Origin of the sequence: Amycolatopsis dendrobii (genome assembly GCF_014145675.1) — a bacterium.
In the GTDB taxonomy this organism is placed as follows: Bacteria; Actinomycetota; Actinomycetes; order Mycobacteriales; family Pseudonocardiaceae; genus Amycolatopsis; species Amycolatopsis dendrobii.
This window is the reverse complement of sequence record NZ_JACGZW010000010.1, coordinates 45,137-69,586: the sequence shown is the minus strand read 5'-3', so window position 1 is coordinate 69,586 and position 24,450 is coordinate 45,137. Positions and strand designations below refer to the sequence as shown.

Here is a 24,450-nt window from a genome sequence, read left to right as displayed (position 1 = left end):
CGGCACCCGCGCTCACCGACAGCGAGCGCGCCGCGACCAACCGCGAACCTGCCCGGCACCGGCGTGGTGACCCAGCCGACCAGAGCCTGCCGGTCGCCCGGGCAGCTCAGCCTTGGCATCGAACTCGCCCACCGGCCCGCAACGCCGCCGCGCCGACCGTCCACAAAGACCACCGCATCGGAGGAAGCTGCCTAGCCGCCAACCACATTGGTCGATCGCGCTCCGGCGACAAGAGCCAGTGCGCCATAGCCTTGCCCGCGCTCGCGTCAGCAGCGGGGAAAGGAGGTGTCCGCGCTCCTCGTATGCGAAGCCGCCTAGCGCATTCACGGCGGCGGAAGCGTCCGGCGGCATCGCTTAGCACGACAGGATTTCGGTTATCGGGCCGGTGTTTTCGTCGAACGTGATCCATTCCGTCGCCGCGGGGGGCGGCCAGCGCGTGGCGGGCTCGTTGAGATGAGTCCTCGCAACCTTTCCGTACCTGCGATTGAGTGCGCGTCGGCAGGCGGGGCGGGGCGACGGTTGGCCGCGTGAAATGGCGACGCCGGCACCGCCGGAGTGGATGCACTGTCGCGTAGGTCGCGTGTCGCAAGCTCTCAACAAATGAATCTTCCGCAATCCGGTGCTCTATCCAGAGCTGAACGTGCGCTGGCCGCTATCGCGTTAGTGCCGAGCAACGCGACGCGATGCAGGATCTGGCGCGACACCGTTGGCACTCGAGGTCGCAATTCGATTCCTCACGATTGCGGTTGCCGCGCTGGCTAGCGTCTCGCCGGACTAGTTGGCTGTGTATTTGCCGAGAGCGACAGTGCTCGTCGGGCTGACGATCGGACTGCCTGTGGTCGCCAGCACCCGATATCGCGCGACCGCCCCTGGCTGCCTCTGTGACCGGAGCCCGGTTCGATCGACGGATCAGCTGAGCGTCGGACAGCCACCCGCAGGCAGCCGCCCAGCTCAGGCACGGCGGCAGAAGCGTGCGGCGGCACCGCGTAATGGGGCTAAATTGACAATCGGGCCGGTGTTTTCGTCGAACGCGGATCAGCGAACCGGGGCGACCAGAAGGCGCACGCCGCCGAGCGGGAGGCGGAGCCGTTCGGACCTCTTCGGCCCGGGCAAGACACGCTGAGCTTCCCGCTTGAGCCCGCGCGGAGGTCGGGTGACGATCACGACGCCCCCTGGAGATGTCCGATCATCGCGGTGGCGAACTTCTTCGCGATGCCGCAGGGGTCCTTCTTGTTCGACCCCATGCTGATGTTCGGGAGGACCGAGACGGCGAGCTGGTCGGTGACGCCGACCCAGAGGGTGCAGATGCCGTTCGCGCGGCTGTCCTCGGCGCCCGCGAAAACGGCCGGGTAGCCGTTGACCGCGGTGGGCTCGAAGTAAGCCTGCTTGGCCTTCTGGTCGTAGATGTCGCTGATTCCGCGCTTGTTCTGCTCGATCGGCGTGTCGTTGACGAAGTTCAGGTTGCTTCCGGAGGAGGTCCACCGGCACCCGTTCAGCACGCCGGTGCTTTTCTCGCCGGGGTACTTGAGGCCGACCTGCTCCGCTTCCGAGGCGTTGAGCACGCTGCACGGGTTGGCGATCAAGTCCTTGGTGGGCAGCGGGGACGGAACCTTGGGTCCCGAGCCGCTGCCGTCGGCCGGCGCGCTTGAGCCCGCGCTGCCCGGCGGCTGAGCAGTTCCTCCGGTCCCGTCGATGTCACCGCCGCAGGCGGAGGCGGCGAGCAAGCCGATGGCGGCGACGGCAGCGGTGGCGAGTCGGACGGTGCGGTGCGGCATCTGGTGCTCAGACTCCCTTTGCCTGCTGGTTCATCTGGTCGCGGCTATCTTGCTCCGCCCAGCTCCGGTGCTGCGCGGCTGGGGCCCGGGCTCCTTTGCGGCGAGGGACAATCTCCGTGATCACCAGCGATATCGTGCCCGCCCTTGTTTCCGGCCAGGAGACCCGCGAGGGACAGTCGCCTGCCCCGAACGCTCAGCCAGGCCGACCAACTGGCACTGAGATCTGGCTCACAACTGGACCTGTCGGAAAACCGCGCCGGCCTCCTACCGTAGTTCTGGTATACCAAAATGCCGCCGGAGTATCGCGCCGGTGCCGGGAAACTGGCCCGGCCACCGTCGCCCCGGCAGCCGCCTTTCCAGGCTTCAGGAGGTCCCATGCTCGGAAGTCGCTGGTCCGTCTTGATCGCACTCGGCCTGCCCGGCTTGGCGATCTTCGTCGGCGTGCCGCTCTGCAGTCAGAGCACCGCCACCGTGTTCGGCATACCACTGGTGTTCGCGTGGCTGTTCGCTTGGCTCCCGCTGACCACGCTCTGCCTGTGGGCGTCGTGGCGGTTCTTCGATCGTGCGCAGTACCGGCGAGTGGAAGGCGGCGAAGAATGATCGCAACGGTATTCGCCGTCGTCATGGCTTTGTCGATCGGAGTGGCGCTGGCCGCTCGCCGGGGCGGAACCGGCAAGGGCGCGGTCGCCACGCTGGTCGCCGGGCGGGCGCTGCCGAGCCGCTTGATCTTCTTCCTCGCCGTGGGAGAGATCTACAGCATCGGCACCATGCTCGGCTTCCCGGGCGGCATCTACGCCAAAGGCGCCTCCTACGGGATCTGGTTCATCGGCTACATCCTGGCGGGCTACGTCCTCGGCTATTTCCTCGCGCCGCTCGTGTGGCGCGCGGGCAAGGCGTACGACGCGGTCACCGTCGCCGACGTCATGTACGGCCACTACCGCAACCGGCTGCTGGAACGGCTCACCGCGGTCTCGTTCGTGCTGGCATTGGTGCCGTGGGCGATCTTCCAGTTCATCGGACTGCAGACAGTCCTCACCGGACTCGGCATCCCGGTCACCCGGCTGGAGGCGATCGTCGGGGCCGGAGTCATCGCGTTCGTCTACGTCGCCGCGTCGGGCATGCGCTCGACCGCTTTCGTCGCGATCGTCAAAGACGTGTTCATGCTGCTGGGCATCATGCTCGCCGGCATCGCGGCGGTGATCGCGGCGAAGGGTGTTCCCGGTGTTTTCGCCGTGGTCGAAACGACGCCGCGCCTGGCCACCGTCAGCGGAGCCGGGCTGGTCTTCGCGATGACCACGATTTTCCTGCAGTCCTTGCAGTTCTACCTCACGCTGCCCGCACAGTTCCTGTTCTCCGCGCGGTCCGAGGCCGGGGTGAAGAAGTCCGTGATCTGGATGCCGCTCTACATGCTGATGTACCCGCTGCTGGTCTTCGCCGCCTACTACGGCCTGCAGACCAGGCCAGGCCTGCACAACGCCGATTCGGTCTTTCTCGAGGTGACCCGCGAACTCGCGCCGGACTGGATCGTGGGTCTCGTGGCGGCGGGCGCGGGGCTGGCCGGAGTCCTGGTCCTGGCAGGCAACGCGCTGATGTTCAGCGGCGTGCTCACCCGCAACATCCTGCCGAAGCGCTCGCAAGCGGCCGCGCAGAGCAGGCTCAAGCCGATCATGGCGGCGTTCCTGGTCGGCACCGCGGCGCTGACGACGTTCGCGTCCTCGATCATGCTGACGTTCCTCAACCTGGCGCTGTCGCTGACGGCTCAACTGGTGCCGGCCTGGCTCGGCGTGCTGTTCTTCCGCAAGCTGCGAGCAGTCCCGCTGGCCGTCGGGCTGATCGCGGGTTGCACCACCGTGGCGTTCTTGTACTTCAGCCATGCCGCGGTCGGCGGAGTGGTCAACAGCGGTCTGATCGCGGCCGCGGTGAACGCGGCGGTCGCGGCGGGCATGTCCGCCCTGTATGCGGGCAAACCGGTCGACCACGAGATCCCGATCGTCCGCCGGGCCCGCGAAATCCTTTCGCCGGCCAGGAAGACAGTCCAGCCGGAGAGCGTCCCGGCGACCGGCGAAGGGCGAAGCTGACATGGTTCGCATCGTGACGCGTTCGGAGGTCGAGGAAGTCCTCGACCTCCGCGAGGTGATCGACGCCGTCGAGCACGCACACCGGCAGCTCGTGCTCGGCGGAGCCACCCAGCCCGGCCGCGCCTGCGCGCCGATCCCCGGCAACGACGGGCTTCTCGTTCCGATGACCGCCACAGTGGACGGTGCCGGAGGCGTCAAGCTGCTGGCCGACCTGCCGGGAAATCCGGAGGCAGGCAGGCCGCGCCAGCAGTCGACGATCACTCTGGTCGACAGCGCGACCGGCCGTGCCGAAGCCCTGGTGGACGGTGCGGTCATCACCCGTTACCGCACAGCGGCGGCATCCGCGGTGGCGACCAGAGCACTGTCCAATCCGGACAGCTCGGTGCTCGGCCTGATCGGGGCCGGTGCGCTGGCGCGGGCGCACCTGGCGGCTGTCTCCTGTGTCCGTCCGATCAGGACGGCAGTGGTCTGGAGCCGCAATCCCGCGACAGCACAGGCGTTCCGGGAAGAGGCAGCCGGCTCCGGGTGCGAAATCCGTTTGGCGGACACTCCTGCCGAAGCAGTCCAGGCCGCCGACGTGGTGTGCACGCTCACCCCGGCGGTGGATCCGATCGTGCACGGAACATGGCTGCGAGCAGGCCAGCATCTGAACGTGGTCGGCGCGCCGCCCCGTCCCCGCCACCGCGAAATCGACGCGGAATGCCTGCGACGCGCCCGCGTCGTCGTGGACAGCAGGCATACCGCGCTGACCGAGTCCGGCGCCACGCTCTCCGCACTGCACGAGGGTGTGATCAGCGAGCAGCACCTGGCGACCGAACTGGGCGAAGTTCTCGCGGGAATCTGCCCCGGGCGCACCGGCGAAAGCGAGATCACCCTGTTCAACTCGGTCGGAGTGGCGGTCCAGGACATCGCGACGGCGGCGCTGGTGCTGCGGCGTGCGGTGAGCAAGGGGCTCGGCGTCGAAATCGCACTGGACCGATGACCTCGCCCTTCGGACAATATGGCAATACCGGATTCAGTCGCGTGCGCGAGCCAGCGCCTCCCGCCTGATTCGTTTCGTGGCACCGGAGGACGCTAAATACTCGAGCACTTGCCGATGCGAAGAGAGTTTCGCGGCGCGCAACTGCAGCCATTGCGACCAGCCTGCCATCGAAGTCGCTCCGGGAGGCTCGCTCGGCCGCGAAGCGAGAGCGTCGAGAACCGAGAGATCCGCCATTCTCGCCCTTGCGAGGTCCTGTGAACCACCGGCAGGAAGCGCATTTACCACACTTGCCCGGAGCGGCTCTGGGACTTCCTCCAGGCACTGCAAGGCAACCGAAGCAGCAATCGTCAGGTCCGGCTCACAGCTCAGCAACGGGATCAGCCGATCAATCCCGACCGATACCCGAATCGCCCTGGAATAGAGGTGCCAGCGCACGTGCCCGCTTTCGAATGAATCAACCTTTATCTCCAGCTCGCGCGCCAAGTTTCGCAGATCGCGCACAAATCCCTCTTCAAGCATCAGCAGCCCGTCGCAGAACCCCGTAAGACAGGTCCGCCAACCGGTCGAGGACCGCCAGGAAAGCATCTTCCGACACCACCGGGACCCCGAGCTCACGTGCCTTGCGGGCCTTGCCTGACAGCGAATCCGGGTCCGCGGCCACCACCACGCGAGTCTGCCCGCTGACGCTCCCGGTCACCCGGACACCGGCGGACGCTGCCTGCTCGACGATCTCTTCGCGTCCCCGCGCCATGCTCCCGGTCAGCACCACCTTGTCGCCTGGTCTCAGCGCGAGCCCGCCGAGTTTGCCACCGGAAGGCGCTGCGGGAGAGGCCGCCGTGCGTTCCTCGTCGAGGATTTGGTCCACCACCGCGTGATCGAGCGCCAGAAGCTTCGCGACGGTGAGCAAGTCGTGTCGTTCCTCGTCGGTGACGACCTCGTCGGCCCATGCCTCGCGGGCAAGATCGCGCACATAGCTCAAATGCAGCGCGGTCAATTCGTTCCGGCCCAGGCCGAGATCATGCGCGAGGTCGACGAGCAGGTCCCCCTCGGTCGACGAGATGTCCCGGTCGAGCAGCGCCGCGTCGAGCATGGCCAGATACGCGTCGGCGACAGGTTCCTCGTCACGCGGCATCCGTTCGACCAGCCGGGCGAGAAAATGCGGTTCCGCTCGTCCTGGTTCGCTGCGCCGCACGGCCGTTGCGGTGCCGGCTGGAATCCGCGGCCAGTCCCAGAACGCGGCACCCACCTGTGCTTCGGTGAGCGTCACCGCCTCCGGCGCGTTGCGAATGAAGTACGCCAGCAGTTCGGCCGCCGCCAGCGCGTCGTCCCGCGCGCTGTGCCAGGAACGTTCGGGCACGCCTGCCGCCGCGCAGCAGTCGGCCAGAGAACGTCGCGAACCCAGGTGGATCCGGCCTGCCGCGCGCATCGTGCACACGCCCGACGAAGCGTCGAACGGCGTCTCGATGCCGAGGCGTTCGAACTCGGATCGGAGGTGCCTGGCGTCGAACGACCAGTTGTGCGCGACCGGCACTCGTCCGCGCAACCGCGCGACGAGGTCGCCGGCCAGTTCGCCGAACAACGGGGCTCGCCGCGCGTCGACGGCGCGGATGCCGTGCACGTTCTGCGGCCCCAGATCACGCTCCGGATTGACCAAGGTCGACCACTCGCCGGTGATCGTGCCGTCCGGGCTGACGTGGACGACGGCGATCTCCGCGATCCGGTGCCGCCATCCGCCGGTGAGGATTCCGGTGGTCTCGGTGTCGATGACGGCGTAACCGTGCACGGCCTTCACAGCGGCAACCTCGTCTCGCTGGCGACCTGCACCGCACTCAGCCAGCTCGGCGGCAAGGGTTCCGCCTCGCCGTGCGCTTCCCGCACGTAACGACGGCGGTTCTTGACCTTCTCAGTCTCGGCCCACACAGACACCACCCACCTCAACGTCCGCGCGATCGTCAGCGCCTCCGACACGACCGGGTTCCCCACCGCGGGACGAACCCCGGCGACCCGCCGCAGATCCTCGAAGCAGCCGATCTCAACGCTGTCCGAGAGTTCGTGCACCCACTCCAGCTCGGTGATCGCCTTGTTCCGCGCGCGTTCCTCTTCGACGGTGTCCGCGTACCGCCGCCGGCGCTCGACGATCTCCCCGAACGCTTCGGCCGGCGAGAACTCCTGGCGTTTCCACCAGCCATTCCGCTCCGGAAGGTCCGCTGCCCCGGTCAACTGCTCCAGCCAGCCCGGCACCTTCTCCGGGTACACGGCGGCGACAGCGCGGCGTTCGAGAAACGCCAGAACACGCCGCGCCGCCGCGCGAGCCCCGAACACCTCCGCGACCGGCGTGACCCAAGCTCCCGTCAGCGCACCCGCCACGCTGACATGCCACACGGCAAGCGACTCCGCACCGTCGTCTCCCCCGCCCATGGCGAGCACCGCAGTTCCGGGAACTTGGAACGCCGCAGCATCACTCGCCGCGGCTTCGTCAGTCACCGCATCCGTCATCGAACCTCCTCTTCCGACAACAACAGGTCGTCGCCGCGGAGAATCCGTTACACACAGCAGTGCGCTCCGGAGCCGAAAAGCAAGCGACACAACCATTGCGAGCAGGCACAATCAGCTTCACAAGCATGGAGGAAACCACGTGTCCGACCAGCTCGCCCCCAACCTGCCCCCGGCGAACCGCCCCGGCGCCCGGCCAAACGCCCCGCGCCGTGACGTGCGGGCCGGCTTCACCGACCAGACCATCACCGTCTATCAGGCGTACTCACGGGAAATAGCCGATGCGGCAGTCGAATCCCAGACGTTCGCGGCTCCGTTCAAGCGGGAGCGGATGACCTGGATCAAACCCTCGTTCCTGTGGATGATGTACCGGTCTGGATGGGCGGCCAAACCCGGCCAGGAACGCGTCCTGGAAATCCAGCTCACCCGAGACGGCTTCGAATGGGCCCTCGCGCACGCCGCCCTCAGCAGCTACGAGCCGGGCACCTACGCGAGCGAGCGGCACTGGGCTGAACGCAAGAACGCCAGCCCGGTCCGCATCCAGTGGGATCCCGACCGGTCGCCGACCCTCGCGCCGCTCAACCGCCGTGCGATCCAGATCGGCCTCTCCGGCGAGGCGGTCGATCGTTATCTCGACCAGTGGATCACGCGGATCACGGACATCACCACGTTCGCCACGCGGATCCACGGGCTGGTCAGTTCCGGCCGTGTCGATGCCGCGCAGGAAGAGCTGCCGATTGAGCGGGTTTATCCGGTGCCTGCGCCTGTTCTGGGGCTCATCGGGGCGAGTGAGCCGCAGCCCGGCGAGGTGCGTTAGTTCGCTGCACCAACCAGTCCGGAGCATCTAGACCCGTTGGCCAGCACGGGATCTCGCCGGTCCCGCCTAAAGTGCCGCGCTGCTCCGCCCAGCAGCCCGCGCGGACTGGTGCCCGGCAGTTCACGACACACCACAGGTTCATTTTTCAGCACTCTTTACTGCGATCGGGTATACTCCGATCTCATGGCCGAAGAAGACGACGTCATGTCGAATCTGCGGGCCCGGGGCATACTTGCCGGGATCAGCTGGGCACACCGCTCGGCCTACGAGCAAGTCCGCCAGGACTACAACCCCGCGGGCGGGCACACTCAAGGGTGGATCGGGTACAACGCGCACATCTACCTCCGCGACCGGCTCGACCGCGTTTTCCAGTGCGAGACCTACGCTGTCCCGCCTGGCCACGACTCGGCCGGACGCGACGTCCTCGCCGAAGGCATCTCCGACCGGGATTCGCGGAGCATGCCGCTCCTGCCCGCAGGCACCGTCGTTCGTTCGGATCTCAACGGATCACCCGGGTGGTCCGCCGCCGGGTGGCGCTGGCTGCTCGCCTCCTACGAGTACGGCCAGGTCGCCAAGATCCGCTGGACAGAACGCAGCGAGACCAAGCAACTCGTCGCGAGGCAGCCGCACGCGGTAGACGACGGCGGGCTCTTCCCCCTCGCGACGCTGCCCGGGCTGCCGCCCGTCAACAGCCTGCCCGACCACGAACGCGAACTGCGCCAGACGCTCGTCCTCGCCCACGCGATGGATTCGACGACAACCGACTTCGAGGTGTTCTTCGGCCGCATTCGCTGGAACGTCGACCACGGAGACGCATGGGCATGGCGCGTGGACTTGCAGGACAACGGTTACTCGAGCCCGCACAAAGCACAGCCCGGCCCGACGCAGAACCTTGCCCGCACGGCCGGCGACACCGTGGAAGACGCGGATGTGCGCATGCGTCGCCCAGCGCGCGGCGAGAACGGTCCTCGTGCTATTGGTGAGGCATGAATTCCCGGCTGCCGGACATCGCCACCTTCTTCGACGGTGGCCGCCTGACCTTGGCGCGCCAGTTGGCCGGTCTCCGGAAGAACGCGCTGGCCAGCCGCATCGAGAAGACGCCGACAGCGGTGGCCGCCTACGAAAGCGGCCTCAAACGCCCGGCCTCCGCGACGGTCGCGGCACTCGCGCTGGCTCTCGACGTGGCCCCGGACTTCTTCCTCCCCCGGCAGAACCAGCTGCCCACCGCCACGACCGCACCGCACTTCCGGTCGCTGCGGTCCACCAGCCAGATATCCCGGGACCAAGCCCACGCCTACGGCTGCATAGCTGTCGACGTCTCGACCACGATCGAGCGTCACGTCGAATTCCCGGAACGCAACCTGGCGAGCTATCCGGTGTCGAGCGAGGCCACGGCAGACCACGCCCCGGAGGAAGCCGCACGCCTGCTGCGCAAGCAGTGGGACCTGCGACCCGGTCCGGTCGGCCATCTGGTCAGGCTGGCGGAGAATCACGGGTGTCTCGTGGTGTTCAGCCCGCCTGCCAACGCCAGCGTCGACGCGTACTCCTTCGACACCCCCCTGCGACCCATCGTTCTGCTCAACCCGTTGAAGAACGACTACTACCGGCAGCGGTTCGACGTCGCGCACGAACTAGGCCACCTAGTGATGCATGTGGACGCGGAGCCAGGCGGCCGCACCGTCGAGGACCAAGCGCATCGGTTCGCCGCCGAATTCCTCATGCCAGCTGAGGAAATCGCCGACCAGCTTCCCGCGAAGGCAGACTGGCACCGGCTGGGGCTGCTTAAGCAGCAGTGGAATGTCAGCCTGCAAGCCTTGCTGTACCGCGCTCGCAGTCTCAAAGTGATGAGCGACGTCACCTACCGAAACGCCATGACCACGGTGTCGAACCGCGGATGGCGCCGCCGCGAGCCAGGCCCGATGCCCCTGCTTGAGCAGCCGTCGCTCCTTCCCCGCGCGGTCGAACTGCTGCAAGTGGAAGCGAAAGTCGACGAAGCGGCACTGGCAACGGAATGCCAGACACCGCTCAATCTCTTCAGGACGATTACCTCCCGGATACCAGGCACCCTCTCGCTGCCTGACGGAGAACCAGCGGCTCCGCAATAGCATCCATCCGCGCGAAAGCCTCGCGGGCAAAGGACTATCGGCGATTGCGCTTCCGAGCCGGGCTAGGACGACTCCGCCGCAGGTGCCGAGATGAGGTAAAGCCAGTTGTGCCACGGATCGGCGTCGGAATCCGCACCAGAGCGGAGCATCGCCGCCGTCATCGGGTGGTTTGCCACATCGACCAGGGACTGCACCTCCGCGAAGCCGCGCGTCCGGGCGGCTCGGTAGGCCGCCAGCAGGAGTCGGTCCACGTGGCGGCGGCCTCGCTGTTCCGGGAGGACGCCGATCAGCACGATCGTGCCCACCGCTGGATCGCTTTCCCGTTGGGCCAGGCCCACGAACCCGACCGGCACACCGGCGGGCGTTTCGGCGTACAGCCACGACTGGGCGTCCGCGCCCGATGCGTGGTGGTCCAGGAATGTGGCGACCCACTGCTCGGGCTGGCGCCGACCGAACACCAGGGCGTCGGTTCGGTCGAGGGTCTGGGCCACGCACTGCGCGATCACGTGGGCGAACGGTTCCCGGCCGATCCGCGACATCGGCTCCAGCCGCAGTCCGACGGGATCGGGGATCGCTTGGCCGGTGTCAGCCCACCAGAAGCCCTCTTTTTCCTGGAACAGCGCGAAACCGCACGCTTGCGCGACGTCGCGGCGCTCGGCGTGGTCAGCACTCACTGAGGCGCTGACGGGCAGGTAAACCGAACCGCCGGCCGGAGCAGCGGCTACGGCTGCGGTCACCGCGGCCCGGGCGGCGTCCAGCCGGCCGTCTCGCCAGGAAAGCCGAGCCACCACGTGATCGAGGGGTTCGCGTTCGAAGATCTCCGCTCGGCCCAACACCGCCGAGGCCAGTTCCACGCCGCCCCGCTCCACGGCAAAACGCGCGACCGGCCTCAGTGTCGAACCTGGCGTGATCTGCGAAGGATCTAGCGCGGACCGGCGAACCTCATCCACTGGGCACACCCCCGCGTCGCGGTCGGCAAGTCAAGAGCAGGCTATGCCAGCTTCCGGGACGAGGACTCACGGCTGGCTGGCGGCCACTTTGACGCCGAACCCGATCAGGACGACGCCGGTGATGCGGTGCATGGTTCGGCGCACGGCGGGCCTTTCGAAGAACGCGCGTGCTTTCGCGAGCAACAGCACGTAACTGCCGAGCCAGACGAGGGTGAGGACGGCATGCAGCAGGACCAGCAACGCCATCCCGGCTTGCGGGGCGAGCCCGGCGGGCGCGAGCGTCGGAAGCAGGCCGGTGTAGAAGACCGCGATCTTCGGGTTGAAGAGGTTGCTGATCAGACCGGTCCGCCACGGGTTCCCGCCGGGCGACGATGCTTTCGGGCCGGACTGTGCCGAGCGCTTTCGGCTGTGGAGCAGTGCTTGAATGCCGAGCACCAGCAGAAAAGCCGCTCCGGCCAGTTTGACGATGGTGTAGGCCGTGGCGGACGCGGCGAGAAGGGCAGCCAGGCCGACCACGGTGAGCAGGCCCCACACCAGCAATCCCGCGGTGATGCCGCCGACCGTTCGCAGGCCGTCCTGCCAGCCGGAGGCGATGGACCGCTTCGTCACTACCGCCATGTCGGGGCCCGGAACGACGGTCAGCACGGCGAGAACGCCTGCCGCCGCGAGAAACTGGATCAACATGGGTCCCACTGTCGCATCATCAACCGGTGGCGCCTACCTCATTACGCCGCTGTGCCTGTCCGGCGACGGTGCCGGGTCTCCTCCCCCGCGGATCGCGAAGCGGCAACCACAGCAACGGTTTCCGCGTCCGGGTCCGGGTCCGGCAAGGCGACCGCAATCGTCGCGCGGCCCAGCCAGCCTGGGCCGGCTACTCCGAATGGGGCATCGAGAACTTCCTCGAGGCGGCCACCCGGATGCCGGGCCCGCCGATCAGGAACCGATTCCGGCGGAAGCGAGGCCCGGCAGCCAGGAACGCACCGTCGCGGGCGTCGTCCGCGCCGCGGCCGCTCGCAGCGGGCTCGGACGCCTGGCAGTCGATGACCGGTGCGCGGCGAGAGCGACTGGCGGAAGTGGAAGTCCAGCGCGAAAACGCCGCCACCGCCGACGCCTGCGGATAAGCAGCCTTAATCAATTTCGCCGCACCATTGATCCGACCTGTCGCTCCCCGGATCAGAAATACGGTGCAGCCGACCGGGAAACAGCGGGCAAGCAGCCGACTGCCGCGCGTCCGATCAGCGGTTTTCGCCACGACTCCAGTCGAGCCATAATTCCCTCATGAGCGCATTCAGCGCGCATCGGGAGGGGTTCTGGCATGCGACTAAGACATTTCCTGCCGGGTACTTTCTTGTCCATTCTTTTACTCGCCGCCGCCGTCGTCACGGGCGGGAATCAGACGGCGGCAGCCGCGACGGCTCCGGTTGTCGATCTCGGCGCGTTTCCCGGCGAGACCACGAGCGAGATCGCCGGGATCACCGACAGCGGCCTCGCGGTCGGCTCCTACAACACCGGGGCCGAGGCCTCGGTCGCGGCGCGCTGGAATCCGGACGGCTCGGTGGCCCGGCTTCCGGTTCCCGCCCCTTACCGCACGACGGCGGCGCGGGCGATCAATGCCCGCGGAGTCGTCACCGGATCCGCCAACGACCGCAACGGCACCCGGAAACCGGTGCGCTGGCAGCCGGACGGCTCGTTCGCCGAGTTGCGTTCGGCGAGCGATTACGGTTACGGCGAGGCCGTCGCGGTCAATTCCGCGGGTGTCGCCGTCGGCATGACCACGCCCGCCAACGCTTCCCGTCTGGCGGCGCGGTGGGACACCGACGGGACCCTGAAGATGCTCGCGATGCCGCCGGGCGCCGCGGAGTCGGAGGCCTTCGCGATCAACGACCGCGGGACGATCGCCGGAATCATCGGAAACCGTGCGGCCCGGTGGAATCCGGACGGCACGTTCAGCCTGCTCGCTCTCCTTCCCGGCACGAGCGACAGCAAGGCGAACGGCATCAGCGACGCCGGGGTCGTTGTCGGCAGCTCCGGCGGCCAGCCGGTGCGCTGGGATGCGAACGGGACTGTCCGGCAACTGCCGGGCCTTCGCCAGAAAGACCCGGCGGGCAGCGGAAACGCGATCAACAAATTCGGTGTCGTCACCGGCACTTCTACCGCTGAGGACGGAGTGAACCACGCTGTGCGCTGGGATTCCCGCGGCGGCGTCACCGATCTCGCCGCGCTGCCGGGGCACCGCGAGAGCGGCGGTTCCGCGATCGACTCCCGCGGCACGGTGGCCGGTTACTCCGTGCCGAGTTCCAGCGTTGCCCGGCACGCGGTGCGCTGGTCGCCTTCGGGCCAGTCCGCCGATCTGAGCCGCGCGCTGCCGCGGTACGAGTCGGCGGAAGCGGTCGCGATCAATGCCAGAGGAGAGGCCGTCGGCAGTTCCCGGACCGTCGACGGCGGGGTCCGTCCAGTGCTCTGGTCTCGCGACGGCGGCATGACCGACCTCGACCCGGAAGGGAAGTCCCGGCGGGCGAACGCGATCAACGCCAGCGGCGTCATCGCAGGAGAAGAAGGCTCCTGGGCGATCCGCTGGAACCCGGACCGGACCGTCACCCGGCTCGCGACTCCGAGCGACCGCGTCCGGTCCCTGGCCTCGGCGATCAACGACAGCGGAGTGATCGTCGGCAGGACAGCGAAGCGGTTCAGGTCGCTGGCGCCGGTCCGGTGGAACTCGGACGGGAGCACGACCGACCTGCCCATCCCCGACCACGACGCGCTGGGCGCCGCGCTGGCGATCAACAACCGGGGCGTGATCGCCGGGTACTCCGGCCGCCGGAACGACACCTCCCGGAACGCGCTCCGCTGGGCGGCGGACGGGACCGTGACCCAGTTGCCCGCCCTGCCGGGCGGCTACTCCGCGGCCCTCGCCGTCAACGACCGCGGCGAAGCGGCCGGCTATTCCCGCGGCCTCCCCGTGCGCTGGAGCGCCGAGGGCAAGCTCACCGTCCTCGCCGTGCCCGCCGGGGCGACCCACAGCGAGGCAACGGGAATCACCGCCGCCGGAGAGACGGTCGGCTGGGCCCACTTCAACTCCGGCGTTCCGGACCGGGCGCTGCGGTGGAGCGCCGACGGAACCCTGACCCTCTTGCCGCCGTTGCCCGGCGGAGCCTCGAACCAGGCACTCGGCGTCAACGCGCGCGGGGACGTCGTGGGCAAGTCCGACACTCGCGATCACCAGGTGCACGCGGTGCGCTGGCCCGCGCATTGACCGGCGGAAAGCGTTGGGAGGCAGTGGTTCCGGCCTTTGGCCGCTGGCCGGCGCCGAACCGCGGTGAAACAATGTCCTGATCCCAGAAGCAGGCCGCGATCTCCATTTCCCGCCTGGCCGAGATCGTTTCCGGACAAGGACGGATTCCATGGCAGCAACACGAAGACGTTCGCCGGTGCTGGCAGCCGTGCTGACCGGCCTCCTCGCCCTCGCACCCGGAGCAGCAAAACCTTTTCCCGCCAACGTATCCGCAGCGGCGGCGCAAGACCAGGCACAAGCCGGCCCGGCGGCTCCCCTGCGCGGAGCCGCCACGGTCACCAACTACACCTCCCGGAACTGGGCGGGCTATTTCACCACCAACGCGGCGCACACGACCGATTTCCGGTCCGTGCACGCACGCTGGATCCAGCCCAAAATCGTCTGCCCGGCCGCGAAAGACGCCTGGGTCGTCTCCTGGGTGGGCATGGACGGCTGGTGGAACGACATCGTCGAGCAAGGCGGTTCTTCGGCACGCTGCGCGAACGGCGTCCCGCAGTACGCGCTCTGGTGGGAAATGTTCCCGCACAACGACATCCAAATCGCGAACCCGACCAAACCGGGCGATCTGATCGACGCCACCGTCACCTACGAACCCGTGCCGAAGAAGTTCCGCATCGTCGTCAAGGACCTCACGACCGGGCAGACACTGGTGCGGGTCCAGCCCTGCTACCCGGACATGGGCGGATGCCCTCGCGTCAACGCCGAGGCGATCACCGAGACCCCGCTCGGCGGGAACGCGGGCGACGGCGTGTTCTTCCTGCCCGACTACGGAGCCGTGCGATACGACCACGTGTCCGTGACCGACACCGCCGGGCACGTCGGCACCCTCGCCGACGCCCATTGGGACCTCGGACACGTCAACCAGGTGAGCCCGTCGAGCGGCGTCCGCAAGCAGACCGCGTTGCCGCTCGGGCCGAACGGCGCGTCTTTCACCACGGTGTGGGTCCACGAGTGATCTCGACGGCCTGATCGCGGACTCGAAGGGGCGTCGCCGGTCCCATCCGGCGCCGCCCCTTCGTTTCGCGATGCTCAGACCAGCAAAACCCGCCGCCCGCGAGCGTGTCCCGCCTGGCTGTCCGCGTGCGCCGCCGAGGCTTCGGCCAGCGGGTAGGACTTGTCGACCGGGATGCGGAGTTTTCCGCGTTCGATCAGGTCTGCCGTCTCGGCAAGGGCTTCCTTCATGTTCCCGCCCGTCCCGGCGAACCGGATGCCCAGCATCGGGGCCTCCAGATCGGCGATCGTGATCACCTTGTCCGGGTCCCCGGTCAGGTCCAGCAGGCCGCGGATCACCCCGGTGCCGTTGAGGTCGAGGGCGGCGTCGACCTGGCCGAGCTGGCGCACCCGGTCGACCCAGCCGTCGCCGTAGGTGGTCGCGATGGCGTCCAGGCTTCGCACGTAGTCCTGATTCGCGGCGCTGGCGGTGCCGATCACTTTGATCCCCCGGTCGCGGGCGACCTGCAGCACCGCCGATCCGACTCCGCCCGCGGCTCCGCTCACCAGCAGCGTCTGTCCGGTTTGGACGCCCACCAGCCGGATGACGCGGAGCGCGGTCTCGACCACCGACGGGTACCCGGCCGCTTCGGCGAAGGTCAGCCCGGACGGCAACGGCGCCCAGGAATTCAGCACGGCGAACTCGGCGTAGGTATTCGCACCTCGGCCCAGCACCGGGTCTCCCACCGCGATGCCGGTGACGCCCTCGCCGACCTCGTCGACCACGCCGGAGGCGTCCTGGCCGACCCCGGAGGGCAGTTCGATCGGGCGGATCCGCTGGAACTGGCCCTCGCGAGTGCGCCAATCGTGCGGGTTCACGCCCGCCGCCCGCACGGCGACGCGGATCTGGCCGGGTCCGGCGTGGGGTTCGGGGACTTCGGCCAGTTCAAGGACTTCGGGGCCGCCATAGGCGGCGAAGCGCACTGCTTTCATGCCGCCAACTTAACAACAACGGTTAGTGTTTTGCAACGGTTAGTGTTACGGTCGGTCGCCTCAGCTCCTCTCCGAACGGGAGTAACCGTGCATCCACCTCGCATCGACGCCGGCGTCGAAATGAAGACCCGCGACGGCGTCACCCTGGCCGGCGACCTGTACCGGCCGGCCACCGAAGGCCGCTGGCCCGTGCTGCTGCACCGGACCCCTTACGACCGCACCGGCGTTTTCCGCGTTTCGGGACTCGTCGCAGATCCGGTGTGGCTGGCCCGCCAGGGCTTCGCCGTCCTGGTGCAGGACGTCCGCGGGCGGTTCGGGTCCGGCGGCGAGTTCGGCTTCATCGCGCAGGAGTCCCACGATTCCTCCGACGCGATCGACTGGGCCGCGGCGCAGCCCTGGAGCGACGGCAACGTCGGGATCTACGGCTCGTCCTACCTGGGCATGACCGTGCTGCAAGCGGTCGCCGCGCGGAACCCGCGGCTCAAGGCGGCCGTCGCGCTGATCGGGACCGCCGACATGCGCCACACCGCGCGTCCGGGCGGGCCGTTCGAACTGGGTTTTCTGACGCTGTACGCCCTCGGGATGGTGCAGGAAGGCCTGGACCACACCTCGTTGAGCGCGGCCGAGCAGGAACGGGTGCGCGAACTGCTGGACGAAGCCTTCGCCGATCGTCGTGCCGCGGTGGGCCAGTTGCCGTTGACCAGCCTCGCCCCGCTCGACGACAGCCGCGTCGCGCCGTTCTGGACGGATTGGCTGCGGTCGCCGCACGACGAGTTCTGGGATCGGCCGACGCTGCTCACCGAGCCCGAGCGGATCGACATTCCGTTCCTGCAGATCAGCGGCTACCGGGATTTCACCAGTCCTACCCAGTTCCGGCTCGCGACCCGGTTGGCCGGCAACGAAAAAGCCGGTCTGATCGCGGGGCCGTGGACGCACGCGGGCACCTACAGCGCGTTCGGCGACGTCGGGGCCCGGGTGTTGCCGAACGCGGCGGCCGGGGTGCCGACGTGGAGTCCGGTGCTCGCCGCGTTCTTCGATCGGCATCTGCGCGGCGGCGACGGTTCGGATTACCCTTCGGCAGCACCATATCTGTCCGGGCGGGTCAGCTTTTTCGTTGGCGGATCGAATGCCTGGGCAACCGCACCGGCGTGGCCGCCCGCATCGACGGTCGAAGAATGGGCGCTTTCCTCAGGCGGTGAGCTGACGCGCGGGAAAGGCGACGGTTCGGACACCTTCACCGCCGATCCGCACGATCCCTTTCCCACCCACGGCGGGGTAATCGCGTTCGAAGGCGATCCAGCCGCGGCACCGGGCGGCATTCAGGACCAGCGCGCGGTCGACGGGCGCGAAGACGTGCTCCGCTACACGAGCGCGCCGTTGACCGAGGAAGTGACGATCGCCGGACAGGCTGAGCTGATCGCGGATGTCACCAGTACCGCGCCGGATGCCGACATCTGCGTCACGTTGGTGGACGTCGAGCCCGATGGTTTCGCGCTCAATGTCGCCGAGGGCGCGCAACGGGCGCGGTATCGCACCGGCGGCGACACCGACTGGCTCGACCCCGAAGAACCCAGCCGGGTAGCAGTAACGTTGCACGACGTCGCGCACCGATTCGGTCGAGGACACCGGATCCGGGTGCAGATCGCCGGGTTCAGTTTTCCGCGCTACAGCCGCAATCTGCACACTCGCACGGTGCCGGAATTCGGCACTCTCGACGAGGCGGTCGTCGCGCAGCACACCGTGCACCACACCTCAGCGCTGCGCCTTCCGGTGCTCAGCGCGTAAGAAAGCAGGAGAATTCCATGTCCGAGATCGTGGTTGTCGCCCGCCTTCAGGCCAAATTGGGCCGCGGAGCCGAACTGCTCGCGCTGTTTTCCGAACTGGTCCCCGAAGTGCTGCGCGATGAGCCGGACACGCTGCGGTACGCCTTTTACGTCGAGCCGGGCTCCGAGCCGTTGCGGGTGACGGTGGTCGAGAAGTATCCCTCGCGCACGGCCCTCGACGCGCACAACACCGGCGTGCTGACCAAATACCTGCCCCGGCTGCTCGAATTGCTCGACGGCGCACCCGAACCTGTCGAACTGCGACCGGCGGAGCTGGCATTTTCGGCCAGCGCGGCCGACGCGGCCCGGCTGAGCCTCTAGCGTCGCCGGGGCAAAGCAAGCACCCCGGACGGAGCGGATCCGTCCGGGGTACCCCCAGCATTTCCTTACGCGGCAGCGAAAGCCTGCTCCAGCCGCGGCAGGTAGTCGACCAGATCCTGTCCCCAGCATCCGGCCGTGTGCTTGCCCTGGCAATTCGGTCCCCAGGTCTTGCCGTTGCCGTAATCCACGGCGTAGTAGGGATGTCCGGTCTTGTCCAGCGCCGCCTTCAGGTTCTGCTGGGCGGCCTCGGTGACCGACTCGGCGAACGCCGGTTCGTCGAGCAGGACGTTGACCGGGTTGCCGTTGCCGGAGCCGGTGTAGAGCGAAACACCGACCTCGGCGAGTTTTCCGGCGTTCACGACCGGACCGCGGGCCAGCGCCGCGGACATGTCGCCCGCCTCGTTGAGCGGCCCGAACGCGGAGTCCGTCGGCACGGCCGGGCCGAACCCGCTGCCGCCGGTTCCCTCTCCGGAGCCGGACGTGCCGGACATGGCGAACCCGGCGTTGGACAACGTGCCCCGGATCGCCGTGCGGACCCAGTACAGGTTGAAGTCGATCGCGCCGGACAGCGAAACGGCCTGCGTGAACAACTCCGGACGGTCCTCGGCGTAGTGCAGCGCACCGAATCCGCCCATCGACAGCCCGCCGACGGCCCGTCCCGATTTGGCGGCGACGGTGCGGAAGTTCGCGTCGATGAACGGGATCACCTGGTTGAGATGGAAGGTTTCCCAGTTCTGCGCCCCGGCCGCGGTGTCCTGGCGGACCCAGTCGGTGTACCAGCCGCGGAGCCCGCCGTCCGGGATCACGGTGATCATCTTCTGTCCGGCCAGCATCGCGGGGTAGGCCAGGTGCGGGTTGCCCGGATCGTCGCCGACGCCGTGCAGGAAGTAGAACACCGGGTAGCGCGTGGCGGTGTCGGCGTAATAGCTGCTCGGGACGATGACGCGGATGTGGTGCTGTCCCGCGACCGCCGGGGTCGTCACGGTGAAGACGAAGTTGGTCGCGGTGCCCTGAGCGGTCCCGACCTGGGTGAGGCCGTAGCCGTCGGTCAAGGTCGGCAGGGCTGGGGTGTCGGCGTGGGCGGCGGGACCGGTGAAGGCCAGCATCGCGGCGGCAGCGGACACCAGCGCGCGGGTAAGCAACCGTCTCATTGTCACTCTCTCGGTAGCGAGGGTCACGGGTTCTGGGTCACGTGGAAACCGGCGCCGTAGGTGCCGGGGTGCGCGGCGTCGCGGGCGCGCAGGTCGGCGAGGATGTTCGCCGAGCTGGTGTAAACGTACTGCGGGACGCCGAGGATGATCGCCTTGGTGATGCCCGCCCATGGGCCGGCGGCCTGGAAGTTGTTGCCCTGTCCGGGATATTCGGTGCCGGGGACGTGCCAGATCGCCGGGCCGCCGGAGTCGTTCGCCTGGTGCTTGGCCCAGCACTGGTAGACGCCGTTGGCGTTGTTGGTGACGCGGCCGTACCAGACGCCGAGCTGACCGGACACCACGAGCTCGTTGTTGTTGTTCAGCGCGGCGCCGAGGAGGCGTTCGTTGTTCAGCGACGGGTTGAGCGCGTTGGGGCTGGGCTGCCCGTCGGGGACTTCCAGCTCGCCGGTCTGCTTCAGGTACGGCCCCTGCGAGGAGAGCGTCACCGACGGAACCAGCTCGATGATCATGTAGTCCTTGGTCGGGTGGCCCGTCATCGAGCCTTCCCGGTTCTTGAAGTACCGGACGTAGCCGATCGGGCCGAACCCGGTGTCGTTGCGGTCGTAGACCGGTGCGATGTCCTCCGGGATGTCCCGGTCGGAGTAGTGCTGCCCGGGTCCGTCCATCAGGCAGTGCCCCGCCGAGACGGCGATCTTCCGGTCGTACTTGTCGGTCCCGACCGCCCCGATCGTGCAGAAATGATCGGGAGTGCTCAGGTTGAACAGGATCTGCATCGAGTTGAAGACCCGTTTCGCGGGTTCGGCCGAGGCGCTGGCCGCCCCGGTGACCACGAGGACGATCGCCGCGATCGCGGCGAGGAAACGTCGGGTGCGCACGCACGCTCCTTGATTCGTAGGGTTCACTGCCTGCTGCCGCAGAGAGCGGAGTCGATCACGTCGAGAGGCGAGGGGCGGATGCTCGTCTCCTCCCACGCGTTGGTCATCATCGAGGCATACCGGCCGTCGTCGGTCGCCGCGGTCCACGAGGTGTAGCCGGACGCCGCGATGCCGTTGTGGAACCAGGCCTCGCCGCCGCAGGACAGCGTGACGGCCTGCAGCCCGAGGCCCAGACCGACGTAACTCGGGACGTGCTCGGGGACCTGGACCGTCCGGCGCATCTCGGCCAGCGCGGCAGGCGAAACGACCTTGCCGGCAAGCAGTGCGCGGTAGAACGCCGACATATCCGCCAGCGTCGAGACGATCGCTCCGGCCGAGCTTTCGATCGACGGTTCGGAGACGACCGGGGCCGAGGTCGTCTCGGTCCAGAAGAAGAACGGGCCCGCCCGGACCCCGCGGTACCCGGGGAGGTACGGCGCGGGCAGCGATCGGTCGCCCGCGCGCGGGAAGCTGGTCTGAGTCAAGCCGAGCCGGTCGATGATCCGGGCGGTGATCGCGTCGCCGACGGACCTCCCGGTGACCTGCTCGATCAGCAGTCCGTTGATCAGATAGCCCAGATTGGAGTAGAGCACGCCCGTGCCGGGCGCGGACGCGGGCGGGAAGTTCCGCAGCCCGACCTGGACCAGATCGCGCAGGCCGATGCTGCCGTCCGGGTTGACCAGGCCGGCGGCTTTCCGCGCCCACGCCACCACATCCGGGGCGGGGATTCCGGCGGTGTGCTGGAGGAGCTGCCGGACGGTGATCCGGTTGCCGTCGTAGCCGTTGCCGTCGACGAGACCGGGCAGGTAGCGCTCGATCGGCGCGTCGAGCGCGACCTTGCCTTCGTCGACCAGTTGCAGGACGACCGCGGCGGTGAAGGTCTTGGTCTGGCTGGCGACGCGGAAATGCTCGTCCGGCTGAAGGGGACGCGCGGGGCCGGTGATCGTGGCGCTGCCGGTCGACAGATGCCACGACCCGGACGCGTTGCCCGCGTAGACGGCCGCGCCCGGTCCGGCGTGGGATTGGTAGCCGTTGAGGACAGCCTGGGTGTCGGCGTGGGCGTCGGCCGCGGACGCCGGTGCGGCCAGCGCCACAGCGACGGCCGCGCTCGCCAGGATCGGGACTGCCCGTCTCAGTCTGCGCACGAATTCTCTCTTTCGTTCGAAGGGTTCCGGAGCTACCGGGCCTGGTACCGCCAGACGGCCACCGCCACGACGATCAGCAGCAGCACACCCACCAGCACCAGGCAGCCGGCCCCGCCGCTGTCCGACCGGCGGCGCTCCGCCTGCCCCCTTGGCGGAACGCCGGGATGGCACCGGGCGTAGTGCCGCGCTCGCTGTTCGGCGCTCTGCGGCCTCGTGAGCCAAGGTGTCCGGTAGCCGCATTCGCCGCACCAGTACCGAAAGTCGGCGGCCATATCTCTCCGATGCCGAGGTGACCCGATGCCGATCATCGTGGGTTCGCGCAGGTCACCGCACCAGAGCACAAGCCGGTCAGGCGTGACCGGTCGCGCGGTAAGCTCGGTTCGGGGTAAGCGGGCGCATAGTGAGGGGTCTCCGCGGTGACGAGCCGGGCCGGCGTTCTGCTGCGCGAGATGCGGCGCCAGACGGGGTTGACGCAGGAGCAGCTGGCGGAGCGTTCCGGGGTCAGCGTCAGCACCATCCGGCGGCTCGAAAACGGCAGACCCATCGATCCGCGGATGGGCACCGTCAAACTTCTGGCCGACGCGCTGGGCACCACGGCGGCCGAGCGGCGCGCGCTGCTGGCCGAGTTCGGCGCCGCCGCCGAGCCGGCGGAAGCCGAGCCGCCGCGGATCCGGAGCGCGCTGTCCGACGCCGCGGACCAATTCGCGCAAGTGGTCGCTTCTCGCTGGCAACGCGAGGAAGAGCAGCGCCGGGTCCACGATCCTTACCCGCTGCCGGTGCGCTGGCAGCAGGCTTCGCCGAACCTGACCGACCGCTGGGACAACATCCGCGGCGTCCGGCCGGGCGGATCCGCGGAGCCGCTGGACCTGAACGGCGAACTGGACGACATCGCGGACGTCTACCGGCGGATCCCGTCCGGACGCCTGGCGGTGCTCGGCCGGGCCGGGTCGGGAAAGACGATCCTGACACTGCGGTTCGTGCTGGGCTTTCTCCGCACGCGCACCCCCGCCGAACCGGTGCCGGCGATCTTCACCCTCAGCTCGTGGGACCCGACGGCCAGCACGCTGCGGGATTGGCTGATCGAACGCCTGCCGCAGGACTACCCCGACTGCCCCGGCCTGACCGGCCCGCTGGCCGCCGAACTGGTCGAAACCGGGTGCCTCCTCCCGGTTCTGGACGGATTCGACGAACTCGCCACCGGATTGCACGCCGCCGCGCTGGCCGCGCTCAGCGCCACGTCGCTGCCGTTCCTGCTGACCAGCCGTCCCGCCGAGTACGCGACCGCGGTCGCCGCGACGGACGTGCCGACCTCGACCGCGGGCGTGGAACTGCTCGACCTCACCCCGGCCGACGTCTCCGGCTACCTGCCCCGCACGAGTTCCCGCGCCGGAGACCGATGGGACCCGGTGCTCGCCGAACTGCGCGCCTGTCCCGGCGGGTCCCTGTCGACCGCGCTGAGAACGCCGTTGATGGTGGCGCTCGCCCGAACCGTCTACAGCGCCGGCCGGGAACCGGCGGTTTTGCTGGACACCGCCCGGTTCCCGACCTCGCACGCGCTGGAAGACCACCTGCTCGCCAGCTTCGTGCCCACCGTCTACGAGCATCGGCCGCCGCACGCGGCCCGCCCGCTCCGGAGCTGGGATCCCGAACGCGCCCAGCGGTGGCTGGGCTATCTGGCCCAGCACGTCGGTCAGCTCGACGAGCACGATCTGGCGTGGTGGCAGCTGGGCGCTTCGCTGCGCCGGTCGTCGCGAATCCTCGCTGTCGTCCTGGCCTCGACACTCGCCATCGCCGTGCTGAACTGGCTCGTCTTCGTTCCGCTCGACCTCGTCGGCCGCGGCACCGCGTTCACCTTCCGCGCGGGCCTGATGGACGGGCTCCTGATCGGCCCGATGGTCGGTCTGGCGTTCGGGCTGGTCCACGGCCTGATGATCGTGTGCGGCGGCCGGGGAATCGAACCGTCGCGCGTCCAGATCCGGCTGCGCGGACGACATCGGACCGGACGGCAGTTCTTCCGCGCTTACGCCTCCCGGCTCGGCGCCGCGTTGCTGGGCGGGTTCGTGATCGGACTCGGCTACGGCCCGGTCAACACGGCTTTGCACGGCCTGCTCTTCGGATTCCCGCCGGACGGCAAGTCGCTTGCCGAGAAGATGCTCGTCCCGACGCTCGTCTACGGACTCATCTTCGGGCTCGCCGCCGGACTGGTGTTCGGGCTGATGGCCGCGCTGGAGATCCCGCTGGACGTCGGCACGGCCGCCACCCCGCTCGGTCTGCTGGCAACGAATCGCGCGACAGCTTTGCGGCAGTTGCTCATCCTGGTGCCGGCAGTCGCCCTCGCGATCGCTTTCGGCGGTTCGCTGCTGGTCGAGCTTCTCCAAGGCCCGCTGGGCCCGCTTCGGTGGCCGCTGTCGTCCGGCCTGCTGATCGGAGCTGTCGGCGGTCTGGGCGGCGGGCTCTCGTATGTCCTGGCGTTCACGGCTTGGGGACAGTGGGTGCTGCTGGCGCGCATCTGGCTGCCGTTGACCGGCCGCCTGCCTTGGGCGGTGCCAGCGTTTCTCGACGACGCGTACCGGCGCGGGGTGCTGCGGCAGGCTGGGGCGGTTTACCAGTTTCGCCATGCGCGGCTTCAGGATCATCTCGGCCGCGGGTACCGGGCGCATCGCTGATCCGGCATGCTGGCC

General features: G+C 68.6%; 23 protein-coding genes. 11 read left to right on the top strand and 12 right to left on the bottom strand.

Going from position 1 to position 24,450, the window contains the following annotated elements; translation table 11 throughout:
• Nucleotides 1–1,160: 1,160 nt before the first annotated feature.
• Entirely contained in the window at nt 1,161–1,775 is a 615-nt protein-coding gene (locus H4281_RS28530) for a DUF3558 domain-containing protein (protein ID WP_182893997.1), read from the bottom strand.
• A gap of 375 nt (nt 1,776–2,150) precedes the next feature.
• Here H4281_RS28530 and H4281_RS28525 point away from each other — a divergent pair, with 375 nt between their 5' ends.
• The 3 genes from H4281_RS28525 to H4281_RS28515 are packed head-to-tail and all read left to right on the top strand — an operon-like array spanning nt 2,151 to nt 4,835.
• Nucleotides 2,151–2,375, top strand: coding sequence for a DUF3311 domain-containing protein (locus H4281_RS28525; protein ID WP_182893996.1), 225 nt, complete (start codon nt 2,151–2,153; stop codon nt 2,373–2,375).
• Entirely contained in the window at nt 2,372–3,853 is a 1,482-nt protein-coding gene (locus H4281_RS28520; RefSeq protein WP_182893995.1) for a sodium:solute symporter family protein, read from the top strand. Before H4281_RS28525 ends, H4281_RS28520 begins: the two co-directional genes overlap by 4 nt.
• Nucleotides 3,854–3,866: 13 nt before the next feature.
• Nucleotides 3,867–4,835, top strand: coding sequence for an ornithine cyclodeaminase family protein (locus H4281_RS28515; RefSeq protein ID WP_220507990.1), 969 nt, complete (start codon nt 3,867–3,869; stop codon nt 4,833–4,835).
• 33 nt (nt 4,836–4,868) lie between these two features.
• On the opposite strand, the gene H4281_RS28510 is transcribed toward H4281_RS28515, so the two are convergent.
• The 3 genes from H4281_RS28510 to H4281_RS28500 are packed head-to-tail and all read right to left on the bottom strand — an operon-like array spanning nt 4,869 to nt 7,331.
• Complete coding sequence (locus H4281_RS28510; RefSeq protein ID WP_182893993.1) at nt 4,869–5,354, bottom strand: hypothetical protein; 486 nt, start codon at nt 5,352–5,354, stop codon at nt 4,869–4,871.
• Nucleotides 5,347–6,627 carry an exonuclease domain-containing protein gene (locus tag H4281_RS28505; RefSeq protein WP_182893992.1) on the bottom strand — a complete coding sequence of 427 codons (1,281 nt, stop codon included), beginning with the start codon at nt 6,625–6,627 and terminating at the stop codon, nt 5,347–5,349. The genes H4281_RS28510 and H4281_RS28505 overlap by 8 nt, the downstream gene beginning before the upstream one ends.
• Entirely contained in the window at nt 6,624–7,331 is a 708-nt protein-coding gene (locus tag H4281_RS28500; protein ID WP_182893991.1) for a DUF6218 family protein, read from the bottom strand. Before H4281_RS28500 ends, H4281_RS28505 begins: the two co-directional genes overlap by 4 nt.
• A gap of 139 nt (nt 7,332–7,470) precedes the next feature.
• Here H4281_RS28500 and H4281_RS28495 point away from each other — a divergent pair, with 139 nt between their 5' ends.
• The 3 genes from H4281_RS28495 to H4281_RS28485 all read left to right on the top strand — a co-directional run bounded on the left by H4281_RS28495 (nt 7,471) and on the right by H4281_RS28485 (nt 10,250).
• The gene (locus H4281_RS28495) at nt 7,471–8,145 is read left to right on the top strand and encodes a DUF4291 domain-containing protein (RefSeq protein WP_446680391.1); all 675 of its coding nucleotides are present in this window, start codon (nt 7,471–7,473) and stop codon (nt 8,143–8,145) included.
• A gap of 183 nt (nt 8,146–8,328) precedes the next feature.
• Nucleotides 8,329–9,135, top strand: coding sequence for a hypothetical protein (locus H4281_RS28490; protein ID WP_182893990.1), 807 nt, complete (start codon nt 8,329–8,331; stop codon nt 9,133–9,135).
• Nucleotides 9,132–10,250, top strand: a complete 1,119-nt coding sequence (locus H4281_RS28485) for an ImmA/IrrE family metallo-endopeptidase (RefSeq protein WP_182893989.1) — start codon at nt 9,132–9,134, stop codon at nt 10,248–10,250. The genes H4281_RS28490 and H4281_RS28485 overlap by 4 nt, the downstream gene beginning before the upstream one ends.
• Before the next feature lie 62 nt (nt 10,251–10,312).
• Here the strand turns inward: H4281_RS28485 and H4281_RS28480 are convergent, their stop codons facing one another.
• The 3 genes from H4281_RS28480 to H4281_RS28470 form a co-directional block, all read right to left on the bottom strand.
• Entirely contained in the window at nt 10,313–11,104 is a 792-nt protein-coding gene (locus H4281_RS28480; RefSeq protein WP_182893988.1) for a GNAT family N-acetyltransferase, read from the bottom strand.
• 162 nt (nt 11,105–11,266) lie between these two features.
• The gene (locus H4281_RS28475) at nt 11,267–11,884 is read right to left on the bottom strand and encodes a LysE family translocator (protein ID WP_182893987.1); all 618 of its coding nucleotides are present in this window, start codon (nt 11,882–11,884) and stop codon (nt 11,267–11,269) included.
• 187 nt (nt 11,885–12,071) lie between these two features.
• Nucleotides 12,072–12,452 carry a hypothetical protein gene (locus tag H4281_RS28470; RefSeq protein WP_182893986.1) on the bottom strand — a complete coding sequence of 127 codons (381 nt, stop codon included), beginning with the start codon at nt 12,450–12,452 and terminating at the stop codon, nt 12,072–12,074.
• Nucleotides 12,453–12,548: 96 nt separating this feature from the next.
• Between H4281_RS28470 and H4281_RS28465 the strand changes: the two genes are divergently transcribed.
• Both H4281_RS28465 and H4281_RS28460 read left to right on the top strand, forming a co-directional pair.
• Nucleotides 12,549–14,453 carry a hypothetical protein gene (locus H4281_RS28465; protein WP_246412392.1) on the top strand — a complete coding sequence of 635 codons (1,905 nt, stop codon included), beginning with the start codon at nt 12,549–12,551 and terminating at the stop codon, nt 14,451–14,453.
• A gap of 148 nt (nt 14,454–14,601) precedes the next feature.
• Complete coding sequence (locus H4281_RS28460; RefSeq protein ID WP_182893984.1) at nt 14,602–15,447, top strand: G1 family glutamic endopeptidase; 846 nt, start codon at nt 14,602–14,604, stop codon at nt 15,445–15,447.
• Nucleotides 15,448–15,521: 74 nt separating this feature from the next.
• On the opposite strand, the gene H4281_RS28455 is transcribed toward H4281_RS28460, so the two are convergent.
• Nucleotides 15,522–16,415: an NADP-dependent oxidoreductase gene (locus tag H4281_RS28455; protein WP_182893983.1), complete on the bottom strand. Its 894-nt coding sequence runs from the start codon at nt 16,413–16,415 to the stop codon at nt 15,522–15,524.
• A gap of 87 nt (nt 16,416–16,502) precedes the next feature.
• Between H4281_RS28455 and H4281_RS28450 the strand changes: the two genes are divergently transcribed.
• On the top strand, nt 16,503–18,200 hold the full coding sequence (locus H4281_RS28450) for a CocE/NonD family hydrolase (protein ID WP_182893982.1): 1,698 nt from the start codon (nt 16,503–16,505) through the stop codon (nt 18,198–18,200).
• A 17-nt stretch (nt 18,201–18,217) separates the two neighbouring features.
• Nucleotides 18,218–18,559 (top strand): putative quinol monooxygenase, encoded by a 342-nt coding sequence (locus tag H4281_RS28445; RefSeq protein WP_182893981.1) that lies wholly within the window; start codon nt 18,218–18,220, stop codon nt 18,557–18,559.
• 65 nt (nt 18,560–18,624) lie between these two features.
• Here H4281_RS28445 and H4281_RS28440 read toward each other — a convergent pair whose 3' ends face one another.
• From H4281_RS28440 to H4281_RS45755, 4 genes are read right to left on the bottom strand one after another with little or no spacing between them, the layout of a single operon-like run.
• Nucleotides 18,625–19,710: an alpha/beta hydrolase gene (locus H4281_RS28440; RefSeq protein WP_182893980.1), complete on the bottom strand. Its 1,086-nt coding sequence runs from the start codon at nt 19,708–19,710 to the stop codon at nt 18,625–18,627.
• Between the two features lie 23 nt (nt 19,711–19,733).
• Entirely contained in the window at nt 19,734–20,585 is an 852-nt protein-coding gene (locus tag H4281_RS28435) for a hypothetical protein (RefSeq protein WP_182893979.1), read from the bottom strand.
• A gap of 23 nt (nt 20,586–20,608) precedes the next feature.
• Nucleotides 20,609–21,769 (bottom strand): serine hydrolase domain-containing protein, encoded by a 1,161-nt coding sequence (locus H4281_RS28430; RefSeq protein WP_182893978.1) that lies wholly within the window; start codon nt 21,767–21,769, stop codon nt 20,609–20,611.
• 32 nt (nt 21,770–21,801) lie between these two features.
• Nucleotides 21,802–22,041, bottom strand: coding sequence for a hypothetical protein (locus H4281_RS45755; RefSeq protein WP_237600797.1), 240 nt, complete (start codon nt 22,039–22,041; stop codon nt 21,802–21,804).
• 144 nt (nt 22,042–22,185) lie between these two features.
• Here H4281_RS45755 and H4281_RS28420 point away from each other — a divergent pair, with 144 nt between their 5' ends.
• Complete coding sequence (locus H4281_RS28420) at nt 22,186–24,435, top strand: helix-turn-helix domain-containing protein (RefSeq protein WP_182893976.1); 2,250 nt, start codon at nt 22,186–22,188, stop codon at nt 24,433–24,435.
• The last annotated feature ends 15 nt before the right edge of the window (nt 24,436–24,450 follow it).

Coding starts and splice junctions, on each gene's coding strand:
- H4281_RS28530 (WP_182893997.1), bottom strand. CDS start 1,775: ATGCCGCACCGCACCGTCCGACTCGCCACCGCTGCCGTCGCCGCCATC.
- H4281_RS28525 (WP_182893996.1), top strand. CDS start 2,151: ATGCTCGGAAGTCGCTGGTCCGTCTTGATCGCACTCGGCCTGCCCGGC.
- H4281_RS28520 (WP_182893995.1), top strand. CDS start 2,372: ATGATCGCAACGGTATTCGCCGTCGTCATGGCTTTGTCGATCGGAGTG.
- H4281_RS28510 (WP_182893993.1), bottom strand. CDS start 5,354: ATGCTTGAAGAGGGATTTGTGCGCGATCTGCGAAACTTGGCGCGCGAG.
- H4281_RS28500 (WP_182893991.1), bottom strand. CDS start 7,331: ATGACGGATGCGGTGACTGACGAAGCCGCGGCGAGTGATGCTGCGGCG.
- H4281_RS28490 (WP_182893990.1), top strand. CDS start 8,329: ATGGCCGAAGAAGACGACGTCATGTCGAATCTGCGGGCCCGGGGCATA.
- H4281_RS28485 (WP_182893989.1), top strand. CDS start 9,132: ATGAATTCCCGGCTGCCGGACATCGCCACCTTCTTCGACGGTGGCCGC.
- H4281_RS28475 (WP_182893987.1), bottom strand. CDS start 11,884: ATGTTGATCCAGTTTCTCGCGGCGGCAGGCGTTCTCGCCGTGCTGACC.
- H4281_RS28460 (WP_182893984.1), top strand. CDS start 14,602: ATGGCAGCAACACGAAGACGTTCGCCGGTGCTGGCAGCCGTGCTGACC.
- H4281_RS28455 (WP_182893983.1), bottom strand. CDS start 16,415: ATGAAAGCAGTGCGCTTCGCCGCCTATGGCGGCCCCGAAGTCCTTGAA.
- H4281_RS28445 (WP_182893981.1), top strand. CDS start 18,218: ATGTCCGAGATCGTGGTTGTCGCCCGCCTTCAGGCCAAATTGGGCCGC.
- H4281_RS28440 (WP_182893980.1), bottom strand. CDS start 19,710: ATGAGACGGTTGCTTACCCGCGCGCTGGTGTCCGCTGCCGCCGCGATG.
- H4281_RS45755 (WP_237600797.1), bottom strand. CDS start 22,041: ATGGCCGCCGACTTTCGGTACTGGTGCGGCGAATGCGGCTACCGGACA.